A 15646-nucleotide genomic window follows, 5' to 3' on the forward strand; every position below is an offset into this window, starting at 1 on the left:
TCGTATCGATGCGACGATTTCGGCACTGTCGACTCGACTCATCGGAGGCCGCCCCATGTCCACCTTCACCAGCAGCGACGGCACCATCGTCCATGTCCGGGAGTGGCTGCCTTCGGATCGCGAGCCGATCGGGATCGTGCAGATCGCGCACGGGATGGGCGAATACGCCGCGCGCTACGGCCATCTCGCGGAGAAGCTCACCGACCTCGGTTACGCCGTCTACGCTCCGGACCATCGCGGCCACGGCCACAGCATCTCCGGTGTCCCCGGCGATCTGGGCGCGAACGGGTGGAATCTGCTGGTCGAAGACCTGGTGCGGCTCACGGAACTGCTACGTCACGACCACGCCGAGATTCCGCTGGTGCTTTTCGGTCACAGTCTCGGCTCCTTCGCCGTCCAGCAGTACATCCTGGAGCATTCGGGTCTGGTCGACGATGTCGTGTTGTGCGGCACCACGGCGGTGGACGAGTTGTTCGCGTCGATCGGCCGGGCGGGCGGAGATCTGCTGGGGTTCTTCAACGCTCGCTTTCAGCCCACCCGCACCACGGCCGACTGGCTCAGCCGCGACGAGGCGCAGGTCGACGCGTATCTGGCGCATCCGTGGTGCGGCTTCGAGATCGACTCCGAGAACATGGCCCTGCTGGCAACGGTTGCCGCCGAACGACTTTCGACGCCGAACGGCATTCCGTCGGATCTGCCCCTCTACGTCATGGTCGGCGCCGAGGATCCCCTGAACGACGGCCTGCGACTCAGCGATCTGCTCGTCTCCCGATACCGCGACGCCGGACTGACCGACATCACCTATCGCACCTACCCGGGCGCCCGGCACGAAATCCTCAACGAGACCAATCGCGAACAGGTGGAGGCGGATCTGATCGCCTGGATCACCCGCACCACGAAACAGTCGTAATACTCAGCCGTCCTCAAGCTTTCGGCGTGGTGACGGCGGAATCGGCTGAGCGAGAATGCTGTTCATCGCACCTGTCAGTTCGGTCAGGAAGCTGTCGAACTGCCGGAGCTGCTCGGGGGAGTACCTGGCCATCACGTCGGCGACCTGCTCGCCGAGCGGTTGGAAGAATTCGTCGGCGAGCTCGTGCACCTCGGTGCTGCTGCGCAGGGTGACGATTCGCCGGTCGCTGTGCTCGCGCGTACGCACCACGTGACCGGCCTGTTCGAGACGGTTCAGCAGTGCCGTGGTCGCGGGCTGGGACAGCGAGATGCGCTCGCTGAGGCGGGCGGGAGACAGCACCGCGCCGCGTTCCTCGGCGGCGAGGATCTCGATGAGCGCTTCGGCGTCGGTGGAATGCAGGCCCAGCCAGGTCGCGAACCGGCGGCTGAACTCCCGGAAGTTCGCTCCGTAGGCGCGTAGCCCCTCGGTCAGCTGCTCCTGCTGCGCCTGTGGAACCGGGTGGTCCATCTGTTCCCGTCCACCTCTCTCTCGCGCCGGACCGGCACCGGCGACACCGTTTGACAACCTACTCCGATCCTAGTTACTTTCATGATGGAATTATTTCACCATGAAAGAAGGTGTGGAATGGGCGAGACGACAATCGACGAGCCTGGGACGGAAACCTCGCTGCTGCGGTGGCTCGGATTGCTCGCCATCGCCCTCGGCGTCGCGCTGATCGTGGTCGACACCACGATCGTGAACGTGATCATCCCGTCGATCATCGAGGACCTGAATACGGGATCCACTGAGGCGCAATGGATTCAGGAGTCCTACGCGATCGTCTTCGCGGCCCTGCTGCTGGTGGTCGGACGCATCGCCGATATCGTCGGCGCGCGACGCGTGTTCGTCGCGGGCGTCATCGTGTTCGGTGTGACGAGCATCCTGGCCGGGCTCGCGCCCGGCAGCGGTCTGCTGGTCGCCGCGCGGTTCCTGCAGGGTGCGGGCGCCGCGATGATCCTGCCCACCTCGCTGGCGCTGCTCAATGCCACCTTCACCGGTAAAGCGCGCGGTCAGGCGTTCGCGGTGTGGGGTTCCACGATCGGCGCGGCGGCCGCGCTGGGTCCGCTGCTGGGTGGCTGGCTGGCCGAGCACGTGTCGTGGCGCTGGGCGTTCGGCATCAACGTGCCGCTGGCCGTGGTGATCGTGATCGGCGTGCTGATCTGCATCGAGCGCTCACCGCGCGTGCCCGGACGTCTGGACGTCCTGGGTTCGGTGCTGTCGGTGCTGGGACTGGGTCTGCTGGCCTTCGGCCTGGTCGAGGGGCGCACCTACGGGTGGATCGGCACCGCTCATCCGATGCGGATCGGCGGCTTCACCTGGAGCAGCGGTCCCTCGCCGGTGCTGATCGCGCTCGTGCTGAGCGTGTTCGCGCTGGCCGGATTCATTGTGCGACAGGTGATTCTGCGCCGCGGTGGCAAGGCGGACAAGGCGCTGATGGACCTGAGCCTGTTCGCGCTGCCCTCGTTCCGCAACGGCAATATCGCCACCCTGATCATCGGTCTGGGCGAATTCGGCATCGTCGCCGTCCTGCCGCTGTGGCTGCAATTCACCCTCGGCTACAGCGCGGTGCAATCGGGTCTGGCGCTGGTTCCGATCGCCATCGGCAGCTTCATCGCCAGCGGGGCCAGCTTCGGGCTGGCCGACAAGAACGTGTCGCCGGTGAACCTGGTGCGGGTCGGTCTCGCCTTCGAGATCGTCGGGCTCGCGGCGCTGGCGTTCTTCGCCTCCCCGGACAATTCGTGGTGGTCCCTGGCGCTGATTCTGTGCCTGTACGGTATCGGCGTCGGTTTCGCGACCGCTCAGGTCACCAATGTGGTCCTGGCCGATATCCCGGATACCGACAACGGCCAGGCCTCCGGGATCCAGAGCACCTTCCGTCAGCTCGGCTCGGCCCTCGGTATCGCGGTCCTGACCACGGTGTTCTTCACGACTCTCGGCTCCCGGGTGACCGACCGCCTCACCGCCGACGGCATGCCCACCGACCGAGCCGAGCGCAATGCCCACGCCATCACCGACAGCGCGGGCGCGGCGATAGACGCTTTCGCGGCACAGCCGCAGACCGAATCGATCGCCGAAGCCGGCCGAGTCGCGATGACGAGCGGCATCGAACTGGGTGGCTACCTCGCCGCGGGCTTCATCCTCCTGGGACTCATCGCAACCGCCCTGATCCCGAAATCCGTTGCACACGTGCCTGACTCGAAACCAGTGTCGGTGTGATCCACGGGGGATCCGAGCGCGATCGGTGCCGGACTCCGGGGTGATCTCGGGTCCGCGCCCACGCAGCGCGTACGAGTGAGACTCGGGCCGATAGCTTATCGGCCCGAGCTGCGCATCAGGCCGTGCGCGTCCACCGAAGCGACCAACTCGCCTGTGCGCGTGAATATCTGGATTCGCGTGTACATGCGGCCCGCGCCCGCGAACGGACTTTCGCAGCGCAGCAGGAGCCAGTCGTGCAGGCTGAAGCCGCGGTGAAAGGTGATGGTCTGGGTGAGCATCGCCGCCGCGCCCCGACCGCCGCGCCGGTCGATCTCGGCCCGTGGGTAGGGCCGCATCGCGGTCGGGCCCAGGAAACCCTCGCTGCCGTGGGCCAGCAGCGCGCGGGCGATTCCGGGGAGGTCGGGGGCCTTGTCGCAGCGCATCCACACGTCGAGGGACGGCGGGCCCGCGAGATCGAGCGCAACCGCGTCCGCGCCACCGAGCGTCCGCACCTCCCACGGGAGCAGCGCGCAGGGCAGATCAGCGCAGTCCTCGGGCCCGGGCACGTCCGCGGGCAATGTGGTTCCGTGCGAGAGAAAGTCGGGTTCGTCGACGCTGAGCATGGCCAGCACGCGCGCGTGTTCCCGATCCTCCTGCCGGAACGAGACCTGAACGGTCGCCAGCGCCCGCCCGGACTGCACGACCTCGACCTCCACGTCGACCTCCCGGTCGGCGTATCCGCCGCGCGGGAACACGCCGTGCAGCGACTGCACCGCCATGTGCGGCACCGTGCGTTCCGCGGCGACGACGGCCTGCGCGAGGGTCTGGCTGCCGAGCGTCGACGGCAGCGTAGAGCTCACGTTCCGGGCCCGAAATCGTCCGGGACCGGCGTCACCGAGATCGAGCACGTCCAGCAGATCGGTCAGATCGACGACCGGCCACAGATCAATTCCACCAGCCACCGCGAAATGCTCGCACACGCCCCTGATCCCGGAGAGTCCGAGGGGCGATGAGTGGGACTGCCCGCCGGGTGATCGCTGTCGATCAGTCGACGGCGAGGACGATCCGCTCGGTCCGCCGAACGATCGATATACCCGAGTACAAGGAGCGACGGATATGCGTGGATCGCCCGTGCTATCGAACCGGCCCGCGGTCCGGCAGGAGATGGTCAGGCAGGGCGAGCGTGTTGATGGTGCGCAGGGTCTGCAGGTATTGGTGCGCGAGCGTGCCGGTGGTATAAGGGATTTCGTACTTGTCGCACAGGGCGCGAACCCGTACGGCGATCTCGGCATAGCGGTTGCTCGGCAGGTCCGGGAACAGGTGGTGTTCGATCTGGTAGCAGAGGTTTCCGCTGAGGAAGGCCAGGACCGGGCCGGCGTCGAAATTCGCGGTGCCGAGCATCTGCCGTAGGTACCAGTCCGCCTCGGTCTCGTGCTCCAGTGCCTCGGGGGTGAACTTCTCCGCGCCGTCGGGGAAGTGGCCGCAGAAGATCACGACGTAGGCCCAGAGATTGCGGGCGATATTGGCGGTCAGATCGGCGGCCAGCGTGCGCCGCCAGCGCCGTCCGCTCAGAGCGGGGAGCAGTACGTAGTCTTTGCCGGCCTGCCGGGCGATCTTGCGGATCAGCGCCCTGCTCTCGGCGGTCCGCCCGGCGGGTGTTTCGGCGCGGTCCTGTTCGGAGTAGAGGTCGTGCAGGGCGATGCCCCACTCGAAAGTTGCTGCCAGGAAGAGGTTCTGCAGCGGCTGCAGCAGGAAACGCGGCCGCCACGGCTGGTCCCGGGTGACCCGAATGACGCCGAAACCGATGTCCTCGTCCATTCCGAGGACGTTGGTGTAGACGTGATGCCGGAAGTTGTGCGAGTAGCGCCACTGCGACGACAGGCCCGCCATATCCCATTCCCAAGTGCTGGAACGGATTTCGGGATCATTCATCCAATCCCATTGGCCGTGGCCGACATTGTGGCCGATCTCCATGTTCTCGATGCTCTTGGCTGTCGCCAGCCCGGCGGTGCCGAGAATCCAGCCGAGTCGTCCCCGGCTGACGGCGATGGTCAGCCGGGATACGGCGTCGAGGGTGCGTTGAAAGGCGATGGTGCGGTGGATGTATCGCGCGTCTCGCGCACCGCGCTGCTCCTCGATGTCGGAGCGAATCGCGTCGAGCTCGTTCCCGAGCGACTCGATGTCGGCGGGGTTCATGTGCGCGTAGACGGCGACTTCTGTAATGGCCATTGTTACCTCCGCTGCTCTGTAGTCGGCAGCAGACTCAGCCTATGCTCGAATACGTCGTATGTCTACACTGTAGACGTACGACGTAGAGTCAGTGCTCGTCCGCGCCGTTGTGGCGGGGAAGGTTCGCCGCGAGGCCCGTCAGCAGGATGTCGAGGCCGCGTTCGAGTTCGGCCGCGCCGTCGTAGGTCGCCAGCGCCGGTGCGAGTGCGCGCAGCAGCGGAAACTCCCCGATGGGCAGCCGGTACAGACCGAGCCGCAGGAGGTCGTCGGTTTCCTCCGGGTTCTCCACGATTTCCTGCAGTTCGTTCAGGACGTGCCCGTAGAGGAATCCGAACAGGGCTCGATAGATGTGCAGCGCGTCGGGCCCGGCGAATCCGGCGCGCATCAGCAGGGCCAGGATGTCTTCCAGCGGCCGCAGCACCGCCTGTGGGCGCAGTCCCAGTGGCGTTGCCAGCGGCCGGGTGACCAGCAGCGTCACCACGCGAGGATGGTCCAGCGCGAGCTTTCGGAAATCTCTTGCCACCGTACGTAATTGAGACATCCAATCGATGTCGGTGGCATCGACGCGCAACTGGTCGAACACGAGTTCGGCGACGCCGTCCAGCACCGCGGCCTTGTTCGGCACGTGCCGGTAGATCACCATCGGATCCCGCCGCACGGCCTCCGCCAGGCGCCGCATGGACAGTGCGTCCACCCCGTCCTGGTCGACGATTCGCAGCGCGGTCTCCAGTACCGCCGCCCGGGTGATCGGGCGCTCGCCGCGGCTCGCGTCGGCGGTGTCGGTGGAGGCGGATCGCCTGCGGCTGGTCGGCTTGTCGGCCATGTGGAATGCCTCCTTGTGCGGAAGCTGCTCACTGTACCGCTCGATCGTAGGTCTACAGCGTTGACACCCAGGTGTCGCGCGGGTCTGCCGAGTGAAGAACACCGCGCGCCCGGGTATCCGGCCGAGTGTGCCGACGGCGGGAGATCTGTTCAAGCCCCAGCGCCGCCCTCGGAATCCCAACGCTGTTGTGCGGCAGACTTTTCGGTGTCCGGCTGCGGGATGATCACCTGAAGGGTGAGCTGGGCCCCGATGCTGACCGCGAGCACTTCGAGAGTGCGAGCCGGGAGGTGTCGATACCCGTCGAGTCGTATCTGCCGCCCGGCGAATTCGAGCTTCCGCGGGGCGGGGGTCCACTCGTCGAGGTGGTAGACCACGCGATGGATGGGGCCGAGCCGCCCGCTCAGCGCCGCGAGCAGGTCCGGCAGCTCCCCGGCGAGATCACGGGAGTGCGGCCACCAGAATCCGTCGAAGGGCCCGCTGCCGGAGGTGTTGAGCGCGAGCCGCAGCCGGCGGTCGGCCGAGGCCTGCCGATTTGTATCGGAGCCTTCGAATTTCGGTGCCACCGTGTCGTGGACGGTACTCATTTCCTGTCTCCGTTCGCTGTGATCGCCGCGGGGGGCGGGGCTGTGGGTGGGGGCGGCACGTTCTCGGCGAGGCCGGTGAGCAGAATGTCGAGTCCGCGCTCCAGTTCTTCGACACCGTCGTAGGCGGCCAGATCCGAGGCGAGACCGCGCAGCAGCGGGAACTCGCCGATCGGGAGGCGGTGCAGGCCCAGGCGAAGCAGATCGGTCGGCTCTTCGGGCCGCTCGACGATCTCCTGCAGTTCGGTCAGGACGTGTCCGTAGAGGAAGCCGAACAACGCGCGGTAGATGTGCAGGGCGTCGGAACCGGTGAAGTCCGATCTGGTCAGCAGGCTCAGGATGCGTTCCAGTGGCCGCAGCGTGCCGATCGGCCGTAAACCGAGCGGGGTCGCCAGCGGGTGGGTGACCAGGAGCGGAACCACATTCGGGTGGTCGACGGCGATGCGCCGGAAGTCGCGCGCGATCAGGCGCAGCTGGTGCTGCCAATCCGGGTCGGAGGAGTCGACGGTGAGCTGTCCGAGCACTGTCTCGGCGACGCCGTCGAGTACCGCGGCCTTGTTCACCGCGTGCCGGTAGAGCGCCATCGGATCGCGGCCAAGGGCTTTGCCGAGGCGGCGCATGGACAGCCGTTCCACGCCGCTGTGGTCGATGATCTCGAGCGCGGCAGCCAGCACCGCCGCCCGGGTGAGTGGGCTGTTGCCGATTCGAGAGTGTTCGCTCGACGGCCCGTCACGAGTTCCGTTCATTCGACACCTCTCGGTGCTCGAGTATCGGTCAGTAATAGTGGCGGCGACCGCCGAGGCGGTGTCCCATCCGGCCGGCGAGCATGAGCGCGCCGCCGATCATCAGAACCAGCGCGCCGGCGATGTCGAAGAGGATATTTCCGAAGAAGAATCCGGCACCCAGGAGGAGGATTCCGAGAACGATCATGAGCGTGTACCTGATTCCGGGTGCCGATGACGTGTGCCGATGCTCATCGGAGCCCTTCCCTGTGCCCACTGAGACGCGGGCACGTCTCCAGTAGACGCTGCGCGAGAGGCCATGTCAACGTTGTAGGTCTACGTGGTTGATGGAATGGAGGGTGTCGCGGTGCCCGTCGCGGCCTTCCGGATCGACAGGCAGGCAAATCCGGGCTTCGGTGATTCCGGTCCAGGTGAAGCCGGTGGTGGCATGGCGGGTGCCGGGTCGGCAGGCTGCTCGAAAAGCCGGTTTTTCGTGGTCTACGGCTCCAATCGGTGTATGTTCATCGTGTAGACCTACAGTGTTGACACGAACGCTGTCGCGGTCCTGTCGGCTCCGGCCGGATTCGAGGTAGAACCGATGAGTTGTCGATCGATCAACGCAACCGCCCACACGCTCGGCAAGGTGCGCCGCACCCAGGCGCTGCTCGTCGAGCTCGCCGCACTGGACCGGGCCGATGCCTGTCGAATTCCGCTGCGGAACGAGCTGATCGGGGAGTGCCCGACGGCGGCCCGGCTCGAGGAGATCCGCCGTGCGATCGACCCGGCGGTCGACACGCTGGGCGCGAGGTTGCATCGGATGCCGACCGTCACCGAGATCGCGGCCGAGCTCGGTCTCGACCGCGTCGATGTCACCAGGGCTCTGATCGTCCGCAATCTGCACCGCATCCGCTCGGCCGGGACGCCGGAAGGTGCTGTCTCCGAACCGGATCCGGATGCCAGGGACGGCGACGACATGGTCATCGAGGCGCGGATCGCGGTGTGGCCGCTGGCCCGAGCGCTGGCCGAGCGGGAACGTCAGATGCTGATCATGCGGTTGTACGATTCGCGGCGTCAGGCCGAGATCGCCGAGCAACTCGGCGTCAGTCCCGTGCAGGTCTCGCGAGTCCTGACCCGAACCCTGAACGCATTGCAGGAGAAGGCATCACCCGGCTGAGTCCGAGCCGACGCGTGGCAGCGGTGATCGGTTCGGGGCCTAGGGCGCGCCGGTCTCGGGAGGTCGATGCCGCTCCTGCCAGGAACTGGGCTGTCCGGGCCGCCATTCGCCGGGAGCCAGGGGGTTGTGGCCGTGGCGGCCGACCCGCTGTTCTCGCTCGAACTCGCGGAAGTACTCGAGCCGGATCAGCAGCAGGCCCGATGCGAAGAACACCACCGTCGCGATCGCCCCGGCGATCGCCCAGCCGTGGTAGCCGGACGCGGCCGCGATGATCGTCAGGGCGAGTGCCCCGATGCCCATCGCGCACAGGATCAGAGCTGGAAATTCGCCATGATCTTCGATGGCGTCGCCGGGATGTGGATGCCAATGTTCGCCATTTGCTTTTATCGCGGTCACTCTGACCATGTCATGCCTCCCGAACAGCGGAGATTCTCGACTTAAGTCCAGGATGCGCCCGAATTCGAGATTACGCGTCGGTAGATTCGGAAAATTTGCTGACGGCGGGTCAGGGCCCGGAAATCGGCGGTTGCCCGGGGCTGTGTCGTAACGTGCCGGCTGGTGGACTCGACACTCCGGGTGTGGACGGTCGGTTGTCCCACGCTCGGGGTGGCCGGTCCACGCCGACAATGCACCTTCTACGCCGGCAAATGCACGCCAGTTCGCAGCCCAGCGCCCGATATGGAGTGGAGTCCGACGATGAAACGCACGATCCCTTTCCTGACCGCCGCCGCAGCTCTTCTCGGCGCCGGGGCGGCAGTCACCGCCGCACCCGCGACGGCCGATCCCGGCGGGCCCTGCCAGCTCGGGTACTCCAATGTGGAACCGCGTTCGTGCGCACAGAACAGCTTCACTCTCGCCCCGGTCCTGACCGTCGGCGACGGGATCTGTGCCGGGATGTTCTTCACCGGCGGCACCGCGTTCGACGGTCCGCTGTACGGATACTCCGAGGCGCCCGGCGCCGAGCACTCGGTGGTCCTGCGCATCACCCAGGGATTCTCGCCCGTCGGCGAGTGGGGGCCGCAGTTGCTGGCCTGCGACGTCACCGCAGTCGTCGACTGGCACAACCTCGACACCGGTCAGGGCGGCAGCGTGAGCCGGTTCGTCCCCGCCGGACAGCGTCTCAGCCCTGCCATTCTCGTCGCGGGCACCGGTTCCGGGCGGGTGCAACTCACGGTGCGCACCGACCGCCCCAGCATCCCGGCAAGCACGGAAGTGTTCGTGCCGTAGTGGCGTGACTCGCGACCGGACCCCGATGTCACACTTGCCGGGGCTGTCTCGTCGTCTCGGTGAGTGCGGAGGATTTCCGCAGAGAACCGAGGAGCGGACATGACCACCACCAAGAAGATCGCAGTGGCCGGGGCGACCGGGCGGCTCGGCCGCCATGTGGTCGACGTGCTGAAGGAGCAGGGCCACGAGGTGGTCGCGTTCTCCCGTGCGAACGGGGTGGACATCGAGTCCGGCGCGGGACTGCTCGAGGCGCTGAAGGGGGTCGAGGTCGTCATCGACGCGGCGAGCACCCCGTCCGCGGACAAGGACATCGCGACCGAGTTCTTCACCGCCGCGGCGAAGAACCTGTACGAGGCAGGGCTCCAGGCCGGGGTCGAGCGGCTGGTGGTGGTCTCCATCATCGGAATCGACGACACCGTAGCGGGATACAACGCCGCCAAGCTCGCCCATGAGAAGGCGCTGCTGGAAGGGCCACTGCCGGTACAGATTCTGCGCGCGGCCCAGTTCCACGAGCTCGTCGAGGTGATGATGGGCTGGGGCACTCAGGGTGAGGTGGCCTACGTGGCGAACATGAAAACCCAACTGGTCGCGGCACGTTCGGTCGCCGAGGCGCTGGTGGACCTGGCGGTGAATCCGCTGCCCGAGTCCCTGGACGCCCCGTTCCCGGAGATCGCGGGCCCGCGTGCGGAGACCATGGCGGGTGCGGCCGCACTGCTCGCCGCCCGGCGTGGCGCCCCGGCCGAGGTGCGCGAGGTGAGCGACCCGGACAACGCCGACCGCGAAATCTTCGAGGACGGAACGCTGCTGGCGAGCCCGCACGCGGTACTCGCGGGCCCGACCTTCGCCGAATGGATCGAGGCCACCGAAACCGCCGCTTCGCGATGACGGTGTGTGGGCGCCGACCACGGCGCCCACACACCGCTGCGCGTCTACTCCTCCCGGCCGGCGGCGTCCAGGCCGAGCATCTCGAGCAGGTAGGCACAGTCCTGCGCGTCCAGGGCGTGGCCGGCGACGGTATGGGCCGCCATCACGTTCTGTTTCTCGCACGCGATCTTTTCCGCCGCGCGTGCCGCGCTGAACTCGCTCTGCTCGTGGTTGAGGGTGGTCTGTCGTGCAGCCGTCATTGAGCACTTCCCGCCGATAGCATCGGATCACCGAAACCGAATGACTCGGGCCGACTGCTTCCGACGCTCACCATACGGCGTACGGGTTTCTCGATCGCGGTCCGTACCGAAAGTCGATCTTTCCCCGGCGCGTCGGGACGGCCGATCGGCCGTCGGCAGGGGCGGGTGGTGTCCGACAGGTCCCGTCGCGCCTGTCTCCCGTGTGGGAGGCTGGACAGGTGAACCGATTGGCTGATGCGACCTCGCCCTACCTGCGCCAGCACGCCGGCAATCCGGTTGATTGGCGGGAGTGGGATGCCGCGGCGCTGGCCGAGGCGGCCGAGCGCGATGTGCCGATCCTGCTGTCCATCGGGTACGCCTCCTGCCACTGGTGCCATGTGATGGCGCACGAATCGTTCGAGGACCAGGCCACCGCGGCGCTGATGAACGAGCATTTCGTCTGCATCAAGGTGGATCGGGAGGAGCGGCCCGATCTGGATGCGGTCTATATGAACGCGACCGTGGCCATGACGGGCCAGGGCGGGTGGCCGATGACGTGCTTCCTGACGCCCGAGGGGGAGCCGTTCTACTGCGGGACGTACTACCCGAAGACGGCTCGGCACGGGATGCCGTCGTTCACGCAGCTGTTGACCGCGGTGAACGAGACCTGGGTGAATCGGCGGGACGAGGTGGATGACGCCGCGGCACAGGTGGGAAACGCGTTGCGGCAGCAGACGGCCGGGCTGCCGGAGGGCTCGGTGCAGCTGGGAGCGGAGTTGCTCGCGCACGCGGTGAACACGGTGCGCAAGGATGTGGATCGCGAACACGGCGGGTTCGGGGGCGCGCCGAAGTTTCCGCCGACCGCTCTGCTGGAGGGCTTGCTCAGGGAATACGAGCGGGTGGGGGATGACGCTGCGCGGGAGGCGGTTTCGTTCACCGCCTCGGCCATGGCGCGGGGCGGGATCTACGACCAGCTGCGGGGCGGGTTCGCCCGTTACTCGGTGGACGCGGCGTGGGTGGTGCCGCACTTCGAGAAGATGCTCTACGACAACGCGCAACTGGTGCGGTTCTACTCGCATCTCGCGCGTCGGGACTCCGATGCCGCGCAGGTCGTACCGCACGATCCCATGCAGCGGGCCGGCGGTCCGGAATCGTTGGCGCTGCGGGTGACTCGCGAGACCGTGCAGTTCCTGCTGGCTGATCTGGGCACCGAGCAGGGCGGATTCGCCTCGGCGCTGGATGCCGACACGCACCTCGAACCGGGGCAGCCCGGGGTGGAGGGCGCGACCTACGTGTGGACACCCGCCGAGCTGAACGGGATACTCGGCGCGCTCGACGGGGCTTGGGCCGCAGAGTTCTTCGGGGTCACCACCGCGGGAACATTCGAGCACGGCACGTCGGTGCTGACCCGGTACGCCGATCCCGACCCAGCCGATCATGAACGGCTGGAACGTATTCGGACCGCTCTGAGCGCGGCGCGGGAGTTGCGGCCGCAGCCGGAGCGGGACGACAAGGTCGTCACCGCGTGGAACGGTATGGCGATAGCGGCGCTCGCCGAGGCCGGGGCCGCCCACGGACACCCGGAATGGATCGAGGCCGCCGTGCGGTGCGCCCGATTCCTCCTCGACGTGCACGTCGCCGACGGGCGGGTCTGCCGAGCCTCACTCGGCGGCGCGGCCGGTACCGCTCAGGGCGTGCTCGAGGATTACGCCTGGCTCACAATCGGTTTGCTCGCCCTGCATCAGACCTCCGAGGGCGACTGGCTGGCCGAGGCGCAACGCATCCTCGACGCGGCCGTCACCCATTTCGCCGACGCGGAGAACCCCGGCAGCTGGTTCGACACCGCGGCGGACGCCGAAACCCTCGTTACCCGCCCACGTGACCCGCTGGACGGCGCCACTCCCGCAGGCGCCTCGGTGCTCGCGGAAGCTCTGCTCACCGCCTCGACTCTCGCGGATCCGGACCGCGCCACGCACTACCGGGACCTGGCCGACCGCACCCTGGAACGCGGGGCGATACTGCTCGCCCGAGCCCCTCGCTCGGCGGGGAACTGGCTCGCGGTAGCCGAGTCCGCCCTGCGTGGTCCCATCCAAATCGCCATAGCCACAACGAAAGACGCCTCGGTCGACGAGTCCCCGACGCTGCTGGCCGCGGCCCGCACGGCAGCCCCGGGCGGCGCTGTCATCGTGTCCGGCGAACCGAACTCCCAACCCATGCTGGCCGACCGGCCGCCGGTGAACGGTGTACCGGCGGCCTACGTGTGCCGGGGCACGGTCTGCGACCTTCCGGTCACGACCGTCGAGGCCCTCCGCGCGGCCCTGCTGCCGGACTGATTTCGGAAGTAGGTTCGTGCGCTGAGCATGGCGGGGAGCGCGATCAGGACCGTGATGACGTGTACGGCGCGGCAGGCGGCGATCGCCCACGAGGTGAAAGTCCGGCCGTCGAAGAGATCGCCTTCGGCGGAGGTCACGGCGGCGATCGGCTCGATCAGGAGCGACGCCAGGCCGAGGGTTCCGAGACCGAGCACGAGAGTGGTTCGGGCCCAGGGCTTTCCGTTTGCCATCCGGAAGGACACCGCGAGTACCGCGAGGTAGACGGTGCCTCGGATGAGGAGGGCGGTGAGTAGTTCGCCGGGTCCGGCACTGTCCTCGCGGACCGCGATCGTCATGTGCAGCAACGTTTCCGCGACGCCGGCCAGCAGCGCCAGAACGATCATGCCGAAGGCGAGGGTCACCGCGCGGGGACGTGCTGGTGTGGCCGCTGAGAGCTGACCGAGAGGTCCACGAGGGTGCATACCTGGACTGTGCCGTCGAGAACCAGATCCCCGAATCACCCTCGAGTAGCATCCGGCCCTGCGACTCCGGTACGCCCCGGGGCCGCACCCGGATAATCCGTTGCCGCAGCGTGCGGGCGGTTCTACAGTCCGGAAGTTGTGTGTACTTCGTATTTTCACTTGCTGCGAGTGGCCGACCATCGGGACCTATCCGCGACAGTGCGGGCGGAATGATCAGCGATCGGCAGCCTGGTCGGCGGCGCGTTCTGGCGCCGGGGGTTGGACCGGCGGGAGCGTCGCGGCCGGAGACACGGTGCCGTTGCGGCGGGGTCGTGCGGGCGACGCGACGTCGGTCCACACTGACGTGGGCTCCTTGCGACCCCGGAGGTGGATGGTGTCGTGGGCGAGCCACTTGCCGCGCTCGAAGTCCGAGGCGGCGTCGATGACGGCCTGACTGGCCAGCAGTCGCCGCGGGACCTGCTTGGCCTCGGTGGTGAGGCGGGCCGCCTCGTTCACCGCGTCGCCGATGACGGTGAACTCCAGCCGGGTGTCCGCGCCGATGTCACCGGCGAAGACCAGACCGCGCGCCAAGCCGATTCCGATATCGAGCTCCGCCAGCGCGGCGACCTCGTCGCGAATGCGACGGGCGGCGCGCAGGGCGGGGGTGGCGTTGTCGTCCAGGGCGATGGGCGCACCGAAAATGCACAGTGCCGCATCACCTTCGAACTTGTTGACCAGTCCGTGATTGTCCTCGGTGGCAGCGACCACGATGGACAGCAGCCGGTTCAATTTGGCCACGAAATCGTGCGGGGCCAACTCGGTCGACAGGGCCACCGATCCGGTCACATCCACGAAAAGCGCTGTGACAACTCGCATATCGCCGGTCAGATTGGCAGGACCGGTTGTGGCGGACAGGGCGCGCTCGGCGACCTCGTTGCCCACGTGCCGTCCGAACACGGTCCGCATGCGTTCTCGCTCACGCAGATTCGCGGCCAGCTCGTTCACCGAATGCTCGAGCCGGCCGATCTCGCTGGAACTGCCGATGGGCACGCTCACGTCGAGTTCACCGTGCGCGATCCGATCCAGAGCGTCGCGCAGGGTGCCCATCGGGGTGGCGACGGCGCGGGCCAGCGCGGCGGTGGCCACCGCGCCCGCCGACAATCCGACCACCGCCAGATACAGCCCGGTCCTGATCCGGTGCGTGGGATCCGACGAGGGGTCCGCGAGCACGGTGATGAGCATGAAAAGCGGTACCGCACCGGTCACCGCGAAGGTCACCAGCACCCGGGTGAGCACGCTGGAACTCCAGTGCACGCTGCCGTCGGTGACCTCGGCGATCACCGGAATCGTGGGCCGGATCAGCCGGTCCACGATCAGATAGGTCAGCGCGGCCGACTCGAACCCGCCGAGCATGAACATCGAGAGCACCACCGCGAAATCCCGCTGCGGGGTGTCGTGCGCGAACACCGCCGCCGCGACGACGACGCCGGGAATCCAGATCGCCAGCGCCCGCAGCGTGATGCCCATGGGCAGATGCAGCAGGCGCTGTGCCTCGGTTTCGGTGGGCGGGCGCCGCTGATCGAGCCAGCCGAAGTAGTGCTCCCGGTCCCGCACCGCGAGCACGATGCCCACCAGCGCACCCAGCGTCGGATAGATCGAGACCTGGATGAAGGTGGTGATCCAGCTCGATCCGAGCCGGGTGAAGAATCCGCTCAACCACAGTTCCGTGGTGATGACCGCCAGGCCGCTGAGGTTGCAGGCCATGACGACCGCCGACAGCCCCCATCGCGCGCGCAGCGCCCAGAGAATCGCTCTGCTGATCACGTCGCCAGAGGCGTCGCGGGGGCGACGTCGGTCGGTACGGTCATA

The 15646-nt window shown here is 67.4% G+C and carries 17 protein-coding genes; 6 read left to right on the forward strand and 11 right to left on the reverse strand.

What is annotated here, in order from left to right; genetic code table 11:
• Positions 1–55: 55 nt before the first annotated feature.
• Positions 56–910: an alpha/beta fold hydrolase gene (locus NJ1_RS34175; protein WP_067703362.1), complete on the forward strand. Its 855-nt coding sequence runs from the start codon at positions 56–58 to the stop codon at positions 908–910.
• Positions 911–913: 3 nt separating this feature from the next.
• Here the strand turns inward: NJ1_RS34175 and NJ1_RS34180 are convergent, their stop codons facing one another.
• Positions 914–1417 (reverse strand): MarR family winged helix-turn-helix transcriptional regulator, encoded by a 504-nt coding sequence (locus NJ1_RS34180; protein WP_067703263.1) that lies wholly within the window; start codon positions 1415–1417, stop codon positions 914–916.
• Between the two features lie 117 nt (positions 1418–1534).
• On the opposite strand from NJ1_RS34180, the gene NJ1_RS34185 reads away from it, so the two are divergent.
• Positions 1535–3166 carry an MFS transporter gene (locus NJ1_RS34185; protein WP_067703265.1) on the forward strand — a complete coding sequence of 544 codons (1632 nt, stop codon included), beginning with the start codon at positions 1535–1537 and terminating at the stop codon, positions 3164–3166.
• Between the two features lie 95 nt (positions 3167–3261).
• On the opposite strand, the gene NJ1_RS34190 is transcribed toward NJ1_RS34185, so the two are convergent.
• The 6 genes from NJ1_RS34190 to NJ1_RS39905 all read right to left on the reverse strand — a co-directional run bounded on the left by NJ1_RS34190 (position 3262) and on the right by NJ1_RS39905 (position 7708).
• Positions 3262–4107: an acyl-CoA thioesterase gene (locus tag NJ1_RS34190; RefSeq protein WP_084479148.1), complete on the reverse strand. Its 846-nt coding sequence runs from the start codon at positions 4105–4107 to the stop codon at positions 3262–3264.
• 172 nt (positions 4108–4279) lie between these two features.
• The gene (locus NJ1_RS34195) at positions 4280–5374 is read right to left on the reverse strand and encodes a fatty acid desaturase family protein (protein ID WP_067703268.1); all 1095 of its coding nucleotides are present in this window, start codon (positions 5372–5374) and stop codon (positions 4280–4282) included.
• Positions 5375–5462: 88 nt separating this feature from the next.
• A complete protein-coding gene (locus tag NJ1_RS34200; RefSeq protein WP_067703271.1) occupies positions 5463–6197 on the reverse strand; it encodes a TetR/AcrR family transcriptional regulator in 735 nt (244 codons plus the stop codon).
• Between the two features lie 149 nt (positions 6198–6346).
• Positions 6347–6781, reverse strand: coding sequence for a DUF5994 family protein (locus NJ1_RS34205; protein ID WP_245717703.1), 435 nt, complete (start codon positions 6779–6781; stop codon positions 6347–6349).
• Positions 6778–7524 carry a TetR/AcrR family transcriptional regulator C-terminal domain-containing protein gene (locus NJ1_RS34210; protein WP_067703276.1) on the reverse strand — a complete coding sequence of 249 codons (747 nt, stop codon included), beginning with the start codon at positions 7522–7524 and terminating at the stop codon, positions 6778–6780. Before NJ1_RS34210 ends, NJ1_RS34205 begins: the two co-directional genes overlap by 4 nt.
• A gap of 28 nt (positions 7525–7552) precedes the next feature.
• A complete protein-coding gene (locus tag NJ1_RS39905) occupies positions 7553–7708 on the reverse strand; it encodes a DUF6131 family protein (RefSeq protein ID WP_169813239.1) in 156 nt (51 codons plus the stop codon).
• A gap of 390 nt (positions 7709–8098) precedes the next feature.
• On the opposite strand from NJ1_RS39905, the gene NJ1_RS34220 reads away from it, so the two are divergent.
• Positions 8099–8674: a sigma factor-like helix-turn-helix DNA-binding protein gene (locus tag NJ1_RS34220; RefSeq protein ID WP_067703281.1), complete on the forward strand. Its 576-nt coding sequence runs from the start codon at positions 8099–8101 to the stop codon at positions 8672–8674.
• Positions 8675–8713: 39 nt separating this feature from the next.
• Here NJ1_RS34220 and NJ1_RS34225 read toward each other — a convergent pair whose 3' ends face one another.
• A complete protein-coding gene (locus NJ1_RS34225; RefSeq protein ID WP_157574496.1) occupies positions 8714–8974 on the reverse strand; it encodes a hypothetical protein in 261 nt (86 codons plus the stop codon).
• A 396-nt stretch (positions 8975–9370) separates the two neighbouring features.
• Between NJ1_RS34225 and NJ1_RS40735 the strand changes: the two genes are divergently transcribed.
• Together NJ1_RS40735 and NJ1_RS34235 are read left to right on the forward strand one after the other, a co-directional pair.
• On the forward strand, positions 9371–9901 hold the full coding sequence (locus NJ1_RS40735; RefSeq protein ID WP_245717704.1) for a hypothetical protein: 531 nt from the start codon (positions 9371–9373) through the stop codon (positions 9899–9901).
• A gap of 99 nt (positions 9902–10000) precedes the next feature.
• A complete protein-coding gene (locus NJ1_RS34235; RefSeq protein WP_067703286.1) occupies positions 10001–10786 on the forward strand; it encodes an SDR family oxidoreductase in 786 nt (261 codons plus the stop codon).
• A 44-nt stretch (positions 10787–10830) separates the two neighbouring features.
• Here the strand turns inward: NJ1_RS34235 and NJ1_RS34240 are convergent, their stop codons facing one another.
• Complete coding sequence (locus NJ1_RS34240; protein ID WP_067703289.1) at positions 10831–11025, reverse strand: hypothetical protein; 195 nt, start codon at positions 11023–11025, stop codon at positions 10831–10833.
• Between the two features lie 218 nt (positions 11026–11243).
• Here NJ1_RS34240 and NJ1_RS34245 point away from each other — a divergent pair, with 218 nt between their 5' ends.
• Entirely contained in the window at positions 11244–13337 is a 2094-nt protein-coding gene (locus NJ1_RS34245; protein ID WP_084479149.1) for a thioredoxin domain-containing protein, read from the forward strand.
• Here NJ1_RS34245 and NJ1_RS34250 read toward each other — a convergent pair.
• Complete coding sequence (locus NJ1_RS34250; protein WP_157574498.1) at positions 13259–13798, reverse strand: hypothetical protein; 540 nt, start codon at positions 13796–13798, stop codon at positions 13259–13261. The two genes, NJ1_RS34245 and NJ1_RS34250, sit on opposite strands and share 79 nt — an antisense overlap.
• A 213-nt stretch (positions 13799–14011) precedes the next feature.
• Entirely contained in the window at positions 14012–15601 is a 1590-nt protein-coding gene (locus tag NJ1_RS34255; protein ID WP_067703301.1) for an adenylate/guanylate cyclase domain-containing protein, read from the reverse strand.
• Positions 15602–15646 lie beyond the last annotated feature (45 nt).

The organism is Nocardia jejuensis NBRC 103114 (assembly GCF_001613145.1).
Lineage (GTDB): Bacteria > Actinomycetota > Actinomycetes > Mycobacteriales > Mycobacteriaceae > Nocardia > Nocardia jejuensis.